Source organism: Pseudomonas sp. LB3P25, from assembly GCF_054897985.1.
Window position 1 is genome coordinate 4,384,352 of sequence record NZ_CM142711.1, and the last position, 17,397, is coordinate 4,401,748.

Below are 17,397 nucleotides of genomic sequence, written 5' to 3' on the forward strand. Positions count from 1 at the left end.
TGTGATCAAAGGTGATCCTTGCGCAACAAAGGTGAGCCGCGCGGACAGTCCTCCTAGAACAGCACAGAAGTAGCAAAATGCAATTATTCTGAGGCCTGAATATCTCCAGGTGGTTGGGATCGGATTTATCCACAAGATCAAGGAGTGTATCAATATTGGCGATTAGGAAAGTGTTTCGTATATTGCTCAATCTTTATCTTACGGTTTGACGATAGTAATTTTTATGAGCCGACTTTTGTGAGCTTGACGAAATAAATTGTTAAACTAAACTAATTTAATGACATTAATATGTGGAGTAAATGTATGTATAAATTTATGTATGGTGCATTCGGGTCTGTAATCCCAGATATTTTGCTTTTTTACTCGAAAACAAAAACAGCGGAAGCTATCAGCTTCAACCTTAACCAATATGCGGTTGCTGTTATTTTGTACGCAATTACTGCGGGCATTGTGGCGAGGATTTATCCATATAAAGTATCAAAAGATGCTCGCTGGAACGCCTTGGTGGTGGGGATTACTTTGCCCGTAATTGTAGCGACTTTGTTAGCTGTTGCAGATAGAGGCTATATAAATCCACATCAGGGTCTCCAACCGCGAGGAATAGTTGAAAGTAATGGTATCGAAGAAAAAATTGAAGGGACGTTGCTTGACTTGATGGCAATATTCTAAATTGGAGGATTTGAGGTGGAGCTAACAAGACTAAGAGTAATTGGGAAATTGATTGTCTTTGCAGCTTCTTTAATCCTCTTTGCTCCCGACTCGAGGGCTGAAAAAAATGTTATTGATTTTAGTGAAGATATCGTTGCTGAGATAGTCGGAACCACAGAGTCAAAACTTCCAGTTGAAAAAATAAAGCAGTTTGTCAATTTTGATTCTCGTTATTTTGCATGGTTGGAAGGTAGACTAAATCCGGAGACTATTACTCTTCTGGTGAAGATTGTTCTGAATAGAATTGAATATGGGTACGCCTCTCCCCTTGAGGTATTTGATTATCTACTTTCTTCCCCACCTGCACGGCCTGGCGAAATAGCAAATGGGTGGTTGCAGTTTATGACTCGGATTGTCAATAAACGGTTAGATAACTATATTGATGATTCCGATTTAAAGGAGGGTATTCACAAGCGCCTTGTTTTAATGGATAACATACTTCTGAAGCTGGCTAGTTCGGGGAGAGAGGAAAGGCACATTAGATTGCTCACCAATCTTGCAGGTTTTAGGGCCACCGCTGGATGGGACTCAGCGCTACCACTACTTGAAGAAATAACTAAGAATAACTTTTCTGGCTCGGACGAGGTAAGGATTGCGCTAACAGAAGCGTATTTGCGTTTGAACTTAGTATTCGATGCCCAGCGTGTGGCGAAAGGTATAGAGCTTGATAGTCAGAAGAATGAAAACGTTTTCAAAGCCTTGTCGTTTGCTAAAGAGCTTGTTTCATTTCAAATTAACTGCTTTAGCGGCCTGGAAAGTGAAAATTTAAAAAATGATATAGATACTGCGCTGGCCTATTTGCTGGCTACAAACGGAATACAAGATGGATTTAAAAGCTACTCCCATGAGTCGGAAAGCGAGGGGAAAGTTCAGTTGAATGTTGAGCCTGACTGTAAAAATTATGAGGGGGCGCAAATATTTCAAAAGTGGTCACCAATTTTTGATAAAGACGCTGTAGCTGAACAAACGCTCCATACGAAAAAAATTCCTTCTGAAATGAAACGGCAGCAGCTTAATAAAATTAGCTTTGAGGCTAAAGATATTTCCATGTTGCGGACTATTCTAGAGGGGGTGGGTGAGGTACACAATAAAAAAGAACAGATATCTGGGGTTATTAACAAGGCATCAGTATTTAAATTGCTAAAAAAAGCATATTTAGAGCATGAGTTGAATGAACAAATAAAATATCACTCAATGGTGCCGTCGGATGCTGAAAGAGAGTTTGGCGCGGGTATTGAACCTCCACCAAAGCTTAACTCAAAAAAATTCAATGTGGATTTTTTTGAGAAAATGGAGGACGTATGGATTGTTCGTGTTGTCGGTGTAGATGAATCGTTAGAGTTTTTCATGATCATCGATAGAAGTGATGACGTGTCACTTCTAACGATAACGACAACAGAAACAAGCTATCAGTTTACTGATGTAACTGGTGATGGTCATTTGGATTTGCTTATCGAAGCGCACGATACCATGGATTCACGGCTCTTAGTTTTCTATGTAGTCGATCTCATCGAAAAGGCAGGATATAGTATTGGCGAGCAAGGCGGCTTTTATCACGGATTGATACGCGTTTCTAGTTTAAACGGATCGCTCCCTCCGTCGATAGTTGTTGGGATGATGCAAGATGAGCGAATGATTGATGACTGCAATACGTGCCCAGGTCGATATGTTTATGCGGTGTACCATTTTAATGAAAATTCAAAGTCCATGTTGTTGACAGGCCTGTACCAGTCAACCGCTCAAATTGCTGACTCTCAATCAGAAGGACTAATGGGATTGTCTTCAGGGGGTATTCTTTCTTCGAACTTCAGTGAGATCGAATCAAAATTAGAGCAATTTGAAGTGACAAACTTTGATGTGGGTCAACGTATTGAAAGTGAGTCTCTTTTGCGAGAGAACCTTGAAACTGCTCTCTATTATGTGAAATCTGGAAATGTCTCTGCTGGAGATAATCTGGCCCGTCGTGTATTTGCTAAGCTCAACTCGATGAGAGAATTACCGTGGGCGACCGAACTTTTGGCAATTGCTCATTGGGTATGGGCAGATGGGTTGAGATCGGCGGGTGAAAGCGAGCGTGCGAAGCAAGAGATTGAAAATCTCGACCTTCTGCAAGCTGTTTCAACCGGAAAAATTCCTAAAATTGACATCATGATACTTGATGCTCTGATTTCTTACGACTTGGGCGACCTAAGTCGAGCATATATAAATAATGAGTTAATTATAAACGCTCCAGATGATAGACTAAGCAAGCTCGGGGAGTACGTGCAGTTTCTTTTATCTATTGGGTACGTGGAGCAAGCAAACGCACTAAACGACAGAATATTAAATAACTTTTCTTTCCCTGAGTTTTTGCTGAATAAGGCAGTACTTACCAAGGGTGATACGTTAAATAAAATACGTTTGTTGACAATTTCCATTAATAAGGCAAGGCTATTCGGAGATCGCGGTGTTGTTGCCTCTGTTTTTTTAGAGTCTGGTAAGCTTTCATATTTAAACAAAAATTATAAAATGGCCGAAAGTTTTTTTGTTGCCGCCATGTTTGAGTCTAGTAGTGCATGGTGGAAAAAAAGCGGACCAGAACTGATGGTGCATTTAGGGCAAGCAGTGGCCCAGAGAAACGTCACATTGGCTAGGGATATATTAGTGGCTGCCGCCAAAATTGGTGATAGCTATAATAATTACCGTGCGCGATCCGAAGCGCTTTATGAAGCCTCGAAATTAACTGATGGCGATGAAAGATTTTCTTTTTTAATGCTGGCCTATGAGGCTGCAACTCGTTTTAGGTCAAGAATTCCAACTGAAGAGCGAAAGCTTGACTATGTAAAAAGCACGGACTCCATGGTAGAAGACTTATTAATAAATGCCCTGACTCGATCAGTATCAGAGGATGAAGTATTAGGCATTATTGAACGCTGGCGTTTTCAAGTATTTAATGAGTTGTATACGCCTGTGGCTCTAACGCAACAGCCAGTATCGAATGAAAATCTTGGAAAAAAAATTAGAAGCGAAATCGCCTCTTCGGATGCGTTAGTTGTTTACTATGTAGGCAAAATGATGGGGCTGGCAGTAGTCGCAAACAAAGATTACATCCAAATTTCGAAACTTAACTTGAATATTGAAAGCGCGAAGGCGCTGGCAATTAAAACAATGAGCAATTTCGATCTTGGGTCGGCTTCTGCCCGGCAAGCAATTGAAGCAGATAGAATACCAGTTAAACTAAAGAATTTGTTGGCTGAAGGCTTTGAAGAGCTTATTGCCCCGCTAAATTTAAAAGAAAATACAAAGAGAATTGTAATAATACCTGATAAGTCTATGAATGGGATTTCTTGGGCTGCACTGGATACTTCTCGACGCTATTTTTATTCTAAGTTTTTAGAGAGTTTAGGATATGTAAGAATTAGCCCCCTGGCTGAGAGATTTGAAATAAATATTTTACCATCTACATTGGTAATGACTAAGAACGAAGGGGCGAGTCTTTCAGCAGCGCTTATTGCTTCAGGGTGGGGGCTAGATGGTGACAGTATGCCTAATTGGTTTAGCGCTTCGGACAGGTTGGCAGTTGGTAAAAGTGGACTTCACCCATTGAACGGCACGTTGGATGAAGTAAATAAGGCCGAGAGCTTTCTTAAAGTAGTTTATCCACCCCCTAAAATTTCAAAGCTACTATTTTCTCCTACTTTACCATTCTCCGATGAGTTGGACGAAATGAAAATAATATCTGACGCTGTTAGTGGTAAGTCAATTTTATTGATAGCGGCCCATGGTATCTATAATAGTAATTTGCCGATGTCTTCGTTTTTACTTATTGATAGTTCTAGCCACGGGTTGGTATTACGGGCATCGGATTTCTTTAAATTTGATTTATCCAAAGCAAAGGTGGTAATACTAACTGCTTGTCAGTCTGCAAATGTTGATATAAGGGCTGGGAATGAAGCAATGGGTTTTACACGTGCATTATTTGCATCGGGTGCACAAGCCTTGGTGCTTACAGGATGGCTTGTTGATGATACAGTCAGTGTGTTCTACACCTCAAAATTGTTTAATGAGTTATCTAAGGGGCTAGACATTCGTAGCGCGCATGTCAATGCAATAAATTTACTTAGGGAACGCTACACACATCCTTTTTATTGGGGGGGGTACATGCTTTTCTCAAGGGACTAGTGAGGGCATACGCAATAATTAATAGAGGCATGAGGCACATGCAAGTTTCTCGTGATTATATACTTGAATTTTTGATTTTATTTCTAAGAGAGCGACTCTATTTATCCGTAGGCGTACTGATTAACGTTCAGCGACTGTAGCGCTAACTTAAATAAGGCTTGCGGTGGATCGGAGTTGACGGTTTTGAATAGTCCGTGTTGGGATGTGATCATCAAGGTTGAGCGAGTAAAACAGTCGCTCCTGCTCACTCGATAACTGTTCCAACATCCTTCGTGCTTCCCTGCTGGCCAATGCAGAGATTTTGCCACAGGCCAGACACGGCAACTATTTTTCCAACAGAATAGACCCAAAAGCTGCCGGTCAGCAGAGACAGAAACCGGCCAGGAGCAGCCGCTCGGATGTGTCTATAAAACTAGGGGCGATTCACACAACCATTTCCATTAGCCTTTCGCCGGACGAAGCGGTCGTGCTGTTTGAGTTTGTCCGTCGTTTCAGTGATACCGATAATTTGGCTATTGAAGACCAAGCTGAGCAAAGGGCCCTATGGAACCTATGCTGCGTATTTGAAAAACACCTGAACCTTCCAATGGAAGGCAACTACACAGAGATATTGCGTATGGCACGAGACAGGCTCAGGGATGAATGAATGGCAGCAGCGGGTCGATATAGGCCATTCGTGAGTGGCCGGTTTTGTCGGGGGAACGGATGATCAGTCAGTTGCTTTCATTCTAGGCTTCACAGGACGAAGTGCCTGGAGGACTAATCAAAATCCTGTTCCGCTCGACATTTGGGGTAGGCGCTGCAGCCCCAGAATCGCTCTCCTGTTCTATCGCCCGTCTTACGGATACGAATTTCGAAAGCGCTTCCACAACGCGGGCAACGGCGTTTCGTGAAAGGGTCGTTTCTCTGTTTCAGGCGTTGTACATGCTCGTAGTGGGTAGCGAGCGTACTGTCCCTCTTCCCACTCTCCAGCGCCTTCACCATTACATTCACCTGCGCTTCGTTAAACACAGGCTGCTGAAAGGACTTGATATAGCGGATGCATCTGACGCCTTGGGTGACATTGTCCGGCATGATGGTCTTGAAGCTGCTACCGCCGACGAAAGCGATTACAGAATGAATGTGCTCGGGCGGAACGCTGAGCAGCGCTTCTAGCGCCTTCAAGTGCTTGTAATTTTGCCGCAGCGGGTTTTGGAACCTGAAGCGATGCCGGAAGATCTGCTGTGTCCACTGGGCCTGGCGCTCACCTCCGAAGATCCAGCCTCCCATGTTTTTGGTCTCCAGCACGAAAATGCCAAAAGGCGACAGGAACACATGATCGATCTGGGTAGTGCCATCGGGCGTATCCAGTGTGACGTTGTGCAACCGGCGGTAGACCTGGCCGTCCAACCCATAGCGGGTGAATGTCCGCACTAGCAGCTCACCGAACCAGCCCTTGAACCAGGGTGTCTTGATGATGATGACTAAGACCAACAATGGCAGCAGCCATTTCAGCATGTCGAACAGCGGCTGGAGCATCACAAAAATCCTCATCGCTTCCTTTGCGTGGCGTAGGTGTGTCAGTACGCCAGGCTACGCCTTCACCCGGTTTGAGTATCGCGCCAGAAACGCGACAACGAGAAAAAAAGCGACACCGCACACAACACTCGAGATCTATCGTCTACTTTTAGTTAGGCCATTCAATTTTTTGAGGAAAAAATATGCGAATTGTTATCCCTACGGTTGCTGTGCTCGCGTTGTTCGGCTGTGCGACGAACTCTGGCATCGTTGACCTTGGCGGAGGCAATTACGTTTATGAAAAGGAGGACGCGATGGCCTATAACGGTAGCTCGGTGAAGGTAGAGATACTAAAAGAGGCTGCTGCTTTTTGTAAAAAACAAGGTAAGCAGCTTTCTGTACAGAGCTCCTCTGCGAAACCTTATGACCCCTACTCTTCGTATGCAGGTGCGGAAGTACAATTCAGTTGCACATAAATTGCTCGTATTGCCTAACAAAAGGTTCAAATGGGGCTTGCTCGGAGGTGGATTTGCTAGCTTCCCACCTCAATCTCAATATCAGCCAACGTCCGCTATGGGGCCAGGCTGTGTGAAAACGTTTTAGAACGAGTTTGACAGTCAGAATCTGAACGAAAAGCGCGTTCCTACGTAAATTATTGGTCTGCTGACTGACCAATCACCGACAGATTTTACTTAGCAACGCAGACTACAAAACAGTGCATGCGTTTTCACACAACCTGGACCGATTAACGCCCTTCACAACAGCCATCGATCGGCCGAAAAGCGTCCTACAACAACACCTCGCAAGCATGCCCTTCGCCCCCACAAAGACGCTTGCTCTATCGGAGGGACGCCCCAGCATGATCAGTTAATGACCAACACATGACAGGCCCTACGCTCTGTACTTCTCGGATCATTATCCACAGGTATACCCACTCATTTTGTGGATAGCTTTGTCGTATACATTCCATTGAAAATCATCAGCAATGAACCGTCCAAAGCTGATCAATCCTCGTGGTGAAGCTCTGACTCATCATCTCTCGTCGCATCGCCCATTCAGGATTGCTCGGCACACTCGCCGCACGTAGCGTTCCCCTTCCCCACCGCCCATTAATCTTGTCCAAAACAGCCATGACCTTGGTCGCCTCTGATGGCTGTGAGACCGCGAACAGATCATCCGTGTACTCGCCCGGCTGGCAAAGGTTGAGGAGCATGACCTCAGCCTTGCTGTACTTAAAACCTGGCCGGTACACACGCTCAAGCGCATCCACCGCTGCCTTGGCCAGCAACCTCACATCGTCGGTGGGATAAGGCAGGTCCACCACTACCCCATTGGCGAACTTGGCTTCCTCAGGATTGAACATACCCGTACGGATGCTGACGCGGATTTTCTTGCACACCGAGCCCTGCGCTCGAAGCTTCTCCGAAGCGCGCATCATGTAGGTCGCCACCGCCTCCCTAATCGGCGCCAATTCTATGAGGCGCTTCCCGAACATTCGGCTACAGCAGATTTCCTGCTTCGGTGGATCAGGCTCGTCTAATTCAAGGCAAGGCGTTCCAGCCAATTCCCTGGCCGTCTTCTCGATGACGACACTGAACTTTGTGCGCAGCATCCGCGGATCAGCCTTGGCCAGGTCCATCGCAGTTTTAACGCCCAACGCGTCCAAGTGCATTTTCATGCGTCGACCGACACCCCATACCTCTGACACATCCGTGTTGCGCAACACCCAATCGCGCTTGAAGGGGTCACAGATATCGACCACACCGCCCGTTTCAGCCTGAAGGCGTTTTGCGGTGTGGTTCGCGAGCTTGGCCAGCGTCTTCGTGTGAGCGATCCCTACGCCTACGGGAATGCCAGTGCAACGCAGCACCTGACTACGAATCCGACGCCCGAGCGCATCCAGGTTCGAGATGCCCGTCAAATCAGCAAAGGCTTCGTCAATGCTGTAGACCTCTACCGCTGGCACCATCGACTCAATCAAAGTCATCACCCGCTCGCTCATGTCGCCATACAGCGCGTAGTTTGAGGAGAAAGGGACAATGCCGTGCTGCTTGAGTTTGTGTTTAATCTGGAAGTACGGCTCCCCCATTCTCACAAAAGGCTTGGCATCATAGCTGCGGGCGATCACACAGCCATCGTTGTTGCTCAGCACTACGATGGGCACTCGAGCCAAATCAGGTCGGAACACACGCTCACAGCTGGCGTAGAAGCTGTTGCAATCAATCAGCCCAAACACGGGTTCCGGTTTTTTAGACATGGCTGCGCACGCTGCTGGTGATCACGCCCCAGATGGAAAGCTCGTCTCCTTCGAGAATGTATCGTGGTGGGTATTTCGGGTTTTCTGAAAGCAGGATCATCTGAGTGCCGCGTTTGCACAGCCGCTTGCATATGGGTTCGTTGTTCAGCAATGCCACCACGATGTCGTTGTGGCCAGCTTCCAATGCGCGATCGACGATGGCCAGGTCGCCGTCGAAGATTCCAGCGCCTTGCATGCTGTCACCCGCTATGGAGATCAGATACACGTGAGGGGCCCGGATGTTCAGGATCTCGTCTAGGGAAATGTGCTGCTCGATGTGGTCAGCAGCAGGTGAAGGAAAGCCAGCTGGAACGCGATATGAGCAGCGAGGGAGTTTGATCCCCCCTTCTGCGAGAGGGCCGAGGATGGTAACGCTCATGGAAACGCCTTCTACAAATACTGTATTTTTGTACAGTTAACGTCGAAGCAGCGTGCTGGTCAATTTTCAGCGGATTGTTTACGACAAGCGGAGCCACCGAGACCTAGAAACCCAAATGTTGAAGGCTTCAGAACATGCGATTTTGATACCCCGCACTGGTCGCCGTGTCTCCGCTAACATCGTGCTGTTTGAATTCAAGATGCCCTCAAGCTACCCTCGCGGAGCTCTACTGAGTTAACCGTTATCCACCCAAGGAGAAAACATGCCACATCCAAATGGAAGCATGGGGAATGCACTCCCTGTTGTGCATTCATTTGCGCAAACGTATGCGCACGTTGGACGCACAGGCGTAGCGTTTTTATCCACCACAGGTGAAGCCATCACAGCCACACAAGGTTTCGCACGCGGCGACGTAACTCCAACAATTGTTTTTCAGGGTCAGAATCATGTGCATGGAAGGGTATGTGCCGCCTGCTGGGGCTACGCAACGAGTTGTACCGGCGAGCGAATAGGCCAAGCCGTAGCCCCGCTTGATTCAGTAGTTCCGTAGGTGCCCAGTAATCACAGGAGTTGATATGCCAACTGTATCTCGGTTTTCAAACTATACGGACCTGAGGGCACCAGGGCTAATCTGAAAATTCACGCCCCCCTCTCCCCTCTACCGGGTCTTCGAGCGCACCCATTTGCTGAGCCAACGCCGGACGCGGCTGCACTCTCCCCCCGACTACCATTCGCCAAATTCAGTGGGTGTTTTTGCTGGACTGTCGGTCAGGGGTTTTCGCAAAAAGACGCAACCTTAACCAGAGCCGAAAATCAGCTTGCACCCTTGCCCAGGACCAGCTCCAGCTAGGCCACTACCCCAGTCTTATGGGTATCTTTGACGTTAGAGTGACACGGATTGCTATGAATTCAGCCCTAGAAAACCGACCTATCCCTATCCTAAATGCTGGGGAGTTAGACAGCTTACTGACCTCAATTGCCAGTCGAGAACTCGCGAAGTGGAAAGAGCCTGATCTACTCGTTAGAACCTGTGGATCGCTACGTATGCTTGATGAGCGGCGGCTCGCTAGCCAGACCAAAGGATGGCAAAAACTGTACGCTTTTCAGTTGGAAAATGAAGGCGCAGTCATCCTGGATGGCGCACTGAGTTTGATGAGTGGATTTCAAAATGGCGACTTCGTGGAAGTGGTTGGATTCCCCGTAGCAAACGTCTACAGAGGTGCGCTGTCCTTCAAGTTGGAAGTGGTTGATGTTCGCCACTTTGAAGGCACACAGATGGCGGAGCAACGTCGTCAATTCATCCACGACATTCAATACCTACGGAGCCTAAAGTCGAGGCGCCACCCATTCCCGATTCAACGGGACCCACTGTCCGTGTCTCTAATTTATCCTTCAACTACCCACGCACGTGTTGATGAGGATTTCAGAACCGCTTTAGGCGACCAGAGCAAGCGCTGCCTCATAACTCCGGTACCGGTCCGAATTGGTTCGGCTGAGGCAGTAGCCAAGGCAATAGCGGAAAGCACTGCTCAGGTTTTGGTTACTATCAGAGGGGGCGGCGACGACGCTGATTTCGCTGCATTCAATGACCCCTTAGTGCTAGAAGCTTTGGCGTCTTTTCCGGGGTATCGAATACTGGGGGTCGGACATACCGCTGACCTAGCGATGGCTGACCTACTTTGTGATTTCTCGGCATCTGTTCCCGCAGCAGCAGGCACACACCTGCGTGACCAGCTCGCGCGTATCTCTGGGGCATTTGCCGAACTTGAGACTGCACTTCGACAGGAGAAAGATAGCAAAGTGAAAGGAAATGAAAAGGCTACCCGAAGCGATTTGATAGCGTTTGTTAAGCGCCATTGGCCTTGGGTCATCGGAGTGTTGCTCATAATCCTCTGGAAGGCCTGAATTGTCTAAAGGGATAGTGAGTAATGCCGCCACGCGTTTGCCCCTGCATTCCCCATTGCCACCTCAAAATCAACGTCACCTGCATCAAAGGCACAATAGCACTTGATCACAACCTTCATACGCCCAGCGAACACTGCACTTGGGATTCTGGGCGGGCGTTCTATCTGGAAAAGCATTGCGCCAGTTAACGTATCCTGGACACGAATTTTGGATCTCTCTCGGTTAATCTGCCCACTAGAAACTTTTTGGCAATGCAGGCGCTACCAGCACCTCTAGCAGTTCGGCGACTTCTGCTGGAACCTTCACTTTCGACAAGTTGGCCCGTGGGATTGATTCGAGCATCTTGGCGATGCTGGAGCGAACCTTGTTCTGTTCTGGAATCGGGAGTGACTTCCGGATATGCCGCAAAACAAACTCTGCCCGATCTTTCCCTCGCTGCCAAATGGCAGGTTTTTCACGAACTATCAATCGCGCAGCAGACTGAGGTTCCTTTCCTGAATACTGACGTGTCCTCCGGAAATGTTGAGCAAGTTCGTCTTCTGCGCTTTCGGAAAGGACAAGCGCCACGTCTGCTGCTGCGATTGCCTCATGGATCAGATCTCTCAGCCCCGTTGATGTTAGAGACTTTATAACTGCTGATAGTAATGACTCAAGTACATCGACATCGATAAAAAGCGACTCGATACTATGACGGCTCCACACACGCACAACGCTGTCAACTTGAGTGCCCTGTTTAATATTTTTTATCGGCTCCCTCTCATAGTCGCGGTCACTGACTGTAGCAACAATGAGTTTTTCGCCTTGCCGGAGGCTAGGCATCATCTCGCTCAATAAAAGACGTTCGAATAAATCTAGTCCCGGGGCTTTTGTCACTCCACCTAAGGAAACCCGCGTCCATGCCTCGAAACGGGTGAGTCGGTCAGAGTTGTCACCAAAAAGAGCTAGCGCACACCGCACTAAAATAGTTTCATCAGTCCCTCCCTCGACAAAAAGGACTCGGCGGGATGCAAGAAAATTCACTGCGGAGTAACTACTTAACTCATGTGGTCGGGCATTAAGGAGATGTTCGTGCGTATGAATTCGACGGAAGCGCAAGAATGGTTGTTCAATATTAAAAACTGTACAATCAGAATTCGATAAGAGATACCTGACCATATGGCCCGAGTGCGTCACTGAGATAATCTGAGTTCTTTCGGCCCGCGACACTTCCAATAGATGCTTAGCTAAATCGATCTCTGCAACAGGCGAAAGGTGAATTTCTGGTTCGTCCAACAGCAAAATTTGCCCTTCTGTTGCCACGTGCGCTGAACTTTTCGCCTCAATTTCGCAAAGAAGTACAAGAGAGCTTATGAGTGCATGATTCGCCAAAGAAATCTCAAAAGTCATGCCCCCTCGAGAGAAGTAAACCTCAAGCGGACTACCTATTTCAGAATCAGTCAATGATGTCCTGGAAACAATTTCGGCATTCGCAATTTTCCGCAATACTCGATTCAGTCGTTTAATCGCCTCTGGGGCAAGTCGGACCAATTGATTCCTGACGATCCCGCTCTGCCTACCTGCACTTAACGACTTTTGCAATTCGTCATCCGACAGCATAACCTCGTTCGAATGCAGCGTACTCACGTGAGTTATGATCGCAGAGCCTGTACTGGACGGAGCGGGACGTTTAGCAAGGGCCTCCACTTGAAGCATAACGTCTAGATTCCCTGGTGAATCACGACGCGCGCTGAGTTCAATGCAGGAAATCCGCCCATCACAAGAAAACTCGCCATGGATTGCTAGATGCTTTGCGATTTCTGTTGGTGTGCGTGTAAAAAGATTATCCCATCCCCCGTATGTAGCGGCGAGTCCATCGATTTCTATGTCTTGAATGATGCACGGACTGGGTACTTCATTGGGCGAAAGCTTAGCGGCGACGTCCCGCCCTTTAAGCAGCAGGGAAACTGCGCGAAGAAGGGATGACTTTCCGTTAGCGTTGCTACCCACAATCACAGTGAAAGGCGCGAGCTCTAGATTTAGAGAGCGATACCCCATGAAATTCTTAAGTTTCAGCGTCGTGAGCATGTGGGTTCCGAAAATTCTGACTAACTCCTATCGACGGTTTACCAGTGCCAGTCTTTCTAATCAAGGAGTTGGGGTCTGAGATGGACTGCGCGGTGAAATGTGGAAAAAAGCTCGAACTGCTCACTCCCGCCTTGGCCGAACTTGATCAGTAGTAAGCCAGCAAGCGCGCCTTGAAGCCCTCGACCCAAGTCTGCACCATGGCCGAATATGGCGCCTCGGGCTTTGCCATGCGCGCCATCTCCCGCAGTACTTGCTCCTGGAGCAAATAAAGGCGTCGGGCAATGCCTTCATCGCGGGCATTATTAGGCTGCGGATGTTCCGGATCAGGCTCCAGCGCTTGAGCCATCAAGCCGACATCCAACGCCAACATTTCCAGGAATTCCAGCTGGCGCAAAAGTCGCGTACGCTCCTGTACCAGTCCCAAACGATTGAGCCCATAAACATGAATGGACACCACGCCCTTGAGGCTCAGTCCTGTCTCTAGAGCTTCATCAATGACCGCCCGGATTGCCTCGTCCGCCCCGTTGACACCAAGAATCGGCAGCCCGGCACCTGCATGAGATCGAGGAATGACCAAGCCGATAAGATTGGCTCGGTCGATGTAGAACCTCAGGTGCTCATCAGGGTTGTCCCGGCATGGATCGAGTAGCAGAGGGTATTCGCTGGCGATAGCCGAGGTTTCAGACACAGCACGCGTGCCCAGCAACGGAAAACTGTCCTTCTTGCCGCTGGACGACAGCACGCCATGACTGAAACCGCGCTGCCCCTCCTGCAGTGTCAGTAGTTTGGCTGACAGCACCGGCATCATCTGCTTGCGCTTGCGATTGCAATCGATGCAGCTGGGTAAAAGATTGTCCCAGTCCATGCCCAGCCACCAGTACCCCGGATGATCGGCGTCTTCGTTTACCGCTCCCTTAGGCCTGTAGTGCTCGACATCCACCGGCGCTGTCGATGCAAAAAAACTTTCGCAGTAGGCGCATTTGCCATGAAACAACTTATCGAGCTGCTTCTTGACGCTGTCAGACTTGTACACCGCGAATTCAGGTGTTCGGTCACCGGGCGCAGCGAAATACTGCCTGAACTTGGTCAGCTCTCGCTGAGCCGGCGAATCATCCCCTGTCATTGCATCGGGCTGTGGGGCATCTTTACGGATGACGGCACGCATGCTTCAGAGCTCCTCCAATATGGCGACAATTCGCTTCCGAGCCTTTTCCCGCAACTCGCCCAGCTTGACAGCGGACATTTGCCTGCGATTCTCCAGGTACTGCGCTACCGCCTCTTGCACCAGTCGTTGCACCTCGGTGGAGCCAACCGGTAGCGCCTGCCGAATATCCAACTCAAAGCGGGCCCAAGCCTCCTGTTGATCCACGGTCAGCGGTTCACCCCTCTCCCGTGCTGCCAGCAAATCCGCGAACATCGCTAGCTCGCGTTCAGTACCAGGTTGGTCGGTGGACGTTAAGCTAAAGAAATCTGAGGTCAACAATTGCTCAATCGTTAACCAGCTAACGTCCGGCAAACGCACTACCTGCTCCACCATAACCGGCCACTCACTGTTGGCTCCTCTATAGCTGGCGACCCGCTGCATGACAATCACTTCGCCATCCTGCATGCCCCGCAGACACAGCGGGTCGTGAGTAGTGGCGATAAAGGTGACCTTCGGAAGAGCAATTCGTAGGGCCCGCATGATCTGAATTTTCCAACGCGGATGCAGGTGCGCCTCGACCTCGTCGATCAGCACCACTGCCTTGGCCGTCTCCAGACTTTCGAAAAAGGTATGAAGATGCCGGCTCATCAGTCCTTGGATGATGTCGCAGACCATCGCTAGCATCGATCGGTAACCCGAGGACGCCAGGCTCAGTGGTGTGCGATGACGTGCATTGTTTCCAGGTACGGCGGTGACGATAAGACAGCGTTTATTTACGAAATCCCTCTCCATGACCTCGAATTCGCCCTCGATGGAGAGTATTTCTCGTAGCGCCCGAACCACACTGTCGAAATCTACTTGATTGAGCCCCAGCAGCCATTTCTCGGGATTGGAGAGCAGCTTTTCAGACTGGAACAGATTTATGATCGACTTGCTATGACTGTATTGCCGTGTTTGCTTCTGGTACTGCCGAAATGCACCGTAGGCAAACACTGGCGGCACTACGAAGCTACCGTCAATCAAGTAGCGCCCACCGGTGATGGTAAGGGTTCTGGTCGAGTTGTCGTCGAACATCAGGTTAACAACGGCCGACGTACTACGGGGAGCTGACTGCGCGCCCATTAACTCTGGATCCAGTGGCAATGCAGAGATATCCAACTGCAGCTTGGCGCGGGCTTCATCTGTCGACAGTGCCAAGGCAGTGGCTTCGAGGATAGAGCTTTTGCCTGCTGCATTTTCCCCCAAAATAAGCAAGGCGGGCTGAAGCCGATCCGGTAACTCGCAGGTGGACGCCTGGAGTGCCGGCATGGTGAGTTCCAGTCGTTCGATACCCTTGAAGTTGGTCAGATGGATTGCGGTCAAGGTGGGAGGCGCATCAGTAAAGGCACGACTCAAATGGGAATCGTCGGTGAATATGTCGCGCAACAGATCGTTTAGCCACTCCTCGAGTGAATTGCGGGGGATTTGACCGTCAATGCTTTTAGCGGCCTTCTGAAACGTTTGGCCGATGTTGGTAGACGATAGCAACCAATGCTGTGGGTTTCCTGACGTCAGAAACAGAATGATCTGGCGACACATCAGATACCACAACCCGCCGAACTCCAACTCGGCGAAAGCGAAGAGCCCATTTCTCCAACTACCTCCCTCGCGCATCTGGGGTAGGATTTGTTCGATCAATTCGTCGAAATACTCTCGTAGCCGCGCGCCACGCAACTCATACAACTCGCCTCGATTGAGGTCAAAATGCTCGATCGTTTCCCGGGCACGCCCCGTAAGAGGGAACAGGTAGCCGTCCAGATCGACCGACAGATGATGGGCAAAGTTACTCGGTTCGCAGGGATCGAGCAGAAGGTTCTGTTCCTTTGGAGGATGATCTCGCCATAGCCCGAGCGCTTCATTTACATAGGTCTGAAGTTGTATTTCTGTCGGCAGCGTCGCCCGCTTGCCTTTTACCGGAAAATACTCGGGGCGCTTGGGAAAACATCCTTTACAGATGGGGTAGAGGTTTTCCCAAGCATTGCTCAACCAAGCGTAATACAGATGAGCTTCCGAGTTTCGCCCCATCGGCGAAGCATCGCTGATGGGGCGAAACCGAAAAGGCATTGTTGGCATTGCACTTTCACAGAAAGCGCATTTACCGCGAAAGAGCCTTTTCAAACTTCCATTGATGGATTCATCGTCCAGCCCAATACGAAAGTCTGGAGTGCGGGTCTGCGCCCTCTTCGCTTCGTCTGTAAGGAAATAGTTGGCCAGCTCCTTCCGGTGAGCGTTGAACTCCGAGCCCTGCAACAGACTGGGTGGCGGCTCACTGCTGCGATCGAATCGTTGCACGACTATCCTCCCTGAGAAGCCATGGGGGAAGCCAACGCCTCCCCAAAAAAGGTGATTTTAAACGAAGAGGTAGAACATACGCGAGGGTCAGACCTGCAGGACACGTTAACGTCTTTTCTTCTTTTTTTGTTTTTTTCGGCGTAACTCTTGTTTTTTTTGGAACACATTTGCATTCCATTGCTGTGCCATTTCCTCCGTCAACTTATAAAAGCCAGAACTACTTCTCATACTAGCGAATAATTCAACTAGCACCGGAGAAACCTCCATTTTTTGTTTTTTTATCACAAATACAATTTGATGCGCACCAATAAATGAGCAAAATGTTGTGAGCAGCAACGTCAACTGTATCCACAAAGATTTTGAGGCGGAAAACTTATTGGAGTAAATCAACCATAGAAAATAAATATATGCTGCGCCTGTAACAACAAGCAGCCCAAACAAGAACCAGATGATTTTTTTTGAGAACCTCATACCCGCTATGCTTAGCCTCTTCAGGTTGTAAATATCCGACATACTACAAAGCAGAAACGGAAATCCAAAAAATGCTATATCAATGTTTGAGAGGCTGTAGGTAATAGACGTAGAGAAAGCTATCGAAAAAAATACCACCGCACTAACCAAGAAAAACAACAATTCCTTCCTTAACTCCGCATAAAATTCATACATATAAGGAGAATTTCTACCCGCCATTGCTTTAGAAAAATCGTAAAAATAAATCGTTGCAACTGGCCACGCACACGACAATGCAGTTAAAACTAAAGTTTGCCACCAATATTCATTGGCAAAGCTTAATTGCCAAAGAGTTGATACAACTATAACCATAAAAAGGACATATTTCATGTCACACCTTATTACTTTCGATCATCATTGAAAAATTTGCCATTACCGAGATACGGTTTGTTTGGGAAATTT

Annotated in this window: 12 protein-coding genes; 5 read left to right on the plus strand and 7 right to left on the minus strand. The window is 48.4% G+C overall.

The window, feature by feature from the left end; genetic code table 11:
* The first annotated feature begins 303 nt into the window (after positions 1-303).
* The 3 genes from ACYZTW_RS19945 to ACYZTW_RS19955 all read left to right on the plus strand — a co-directional run bounded on the left by ACYZTW_RS19945 (position 304) and on the right by ACYZTW_RS19955 (position 5,515).
* The gene (locus tag ACYZTW_RS19945) at positions 304-669 is read left to right on the plus strand and encodes a hypothetical protein (RefSeq protein WP_462001446.1); all 366 of its coding nucleotides are present in this window, start codon (positions 304-306) and stop codon (positions 667-669) included.
* Between the two features lie 15 nt (positions 670-684).
* A complete protein-coding gene (locus tag ACYZTW_RS19950; RefSeq protein ID WP_462001447.1) occupies positions 685-4,869 on the plus strand; it encodes a CHAT domain-containing protein in 4,185 nt (1,394 codons plus the stop codon).
* 400 nt (positions 4,870-5,269) lie between these two features.
* Positions 5,270-5,515, plus strand: coding sequence for a hypothetical protein (locus tag ACYZTW_RS19955; RefSeq protein WP_462001448.1), 246 nt, complete (start codon positions 5,270-5,272; stop codon positions 5,513-5,515).
* Between the two features lie 113 nt (positions 5,516-5,628).
* Here ACYZTW_RS19955 and ACYZTW_RS19960 read toward each other — a convergent pair whose 3' ends face one another.
* Positions 5,629-6,402, minus strand: a complete 774-nt coding sequence (locus ACYZTW_RS19960; protein WP_462001449.1) for a nuclease-related domain-containing protein — start codon at positions 6,400-6,402, stop codon at positions 5,629-5,631.
* 167 nt (positions 6,403-6,569) lie between these two features.
* Between ACYZTW_RS19960 and ACYZTW_RS19965 the strand changes: the two genes are divergently transcribed.
* Positions 6,570-6,842, plus strand: a complete 273-nt coding sequence (locus tag ACYZTW_RS19965) for a hypothetical protein (RefSeq protein WP_462001450.1) — start codon at positions 6,570-6,572, stop codon at positions 6,840-6,842.
* Positions 6,843-7,345: 503 nt separating this feature from the next.
* On the opposite strand, the gene umuC is transcribed toward ACYZTW_RS19965, so the two are convergent.
* Positions 7,346-8,623, minus strand: a complete 1,278-nt coding sequence (gene umuC / locus ACYZTW_RS19970) for a translesion error-prone DNA polymerase V subunit UmuC (protein WP_462001451.1) — start codon at positions 8,621-8,623, stop codon at positions 7,346-7,348.
* The gene (locus ACYZTW_RS19975) at positions 8,616-9,041 is read right to left on the minus strand and encodes a LexA family protein (RefSeq protein WP_462001452.1); all 426 of its coding nucleotides are present in this window, start codon (positions 9,039-9,041) and stop codon (positions 8,616-8,618) included. Before ACYZTW_RS19975 ends, umuC begins: the two co-directional genes overlap by 8 nt.
* Before the next feature lie 1,044 nt (positions 9,042-10,085).
* Here ACYZTW_RS19975 and ACYZTW_RS19980 point away from each other — a divergent pair.
* Positions 10,086-10,946 carry an exodeoxyribonuclease VII large subunit gene (locus tag ACYZTW_RS19980; protein ID WP_462001453.1) on the plus strand — a complete coding sequence of 287 codons (861 nt, stop codon included), beginning with the start codon at positions 10,086-10,088 and terminating at the stop codon, positions 10,944-10,946.
* 234 nt (positions 10,947-11,180) lie between these two features.
* Here the strand turns inward: ACYZTW_RS19980 and ACYZTW_RS19985 are convergent, their stop codons facing one another.
* The 4 genes from ACYZTW_RS19985 to ACYZTW_RS20000 form a co-directional block, all read right to left on the minus strand.
* The gene (locus tag ACYZTW_RS19985) at positions 11,181-13,010 is read right to left on the minus strand and encodes an ATP-dependent nuclease (protein ID WP_462001454.1); all 1,830 of its coding nucleotides are present in this window, start codon (positions 13,008-13,010) and stop codon (positions 11,181-11,183) included.
* Positions 13,011-13,155: 145 nt separating this feature from the next.
* Positions 13,156-14,175 carry an HNH endonuclease family protein gene (locus ACYZTW_RS19990; protein WP_462001455.1) on the minus strand — a complete coding sequence of 340 codons (1,020 nt, stop codon included), beginning with the start codon at positions 14,173-14,175 and terminating at the stop codon, positions 13,156-13,158.
* A gap of 3 nt (positions 14,176-14,178) precedes the next feature.
* Positions 14,179-16,485, minus strand: a complete 2,307-nt coding sequence (locus ACYZTW_RS19995; RefSeq protein WP_462001456.1) for an AAA family ATPase — start codon at positions 16,483-16,485, stop codon at positions 14,179-14,181.
* Between the two features lie 105 nt (positions 16,486-16,590).
* Positions 16,591-17,325 carry a hypothetical protein gene (locus ACYZTW_RS20000; RefSeq protein ID WP_462001457.1) on the minus strand — a complete coding sequence of 245 codons (735 nt, stop codon included), beginning with the start codon at positions 17,323-17,325 and terminating at the stop codon, positions 16,591-16,593.
* Positions 17,326-17,397 lie beyond the last annotated feature (72 nt).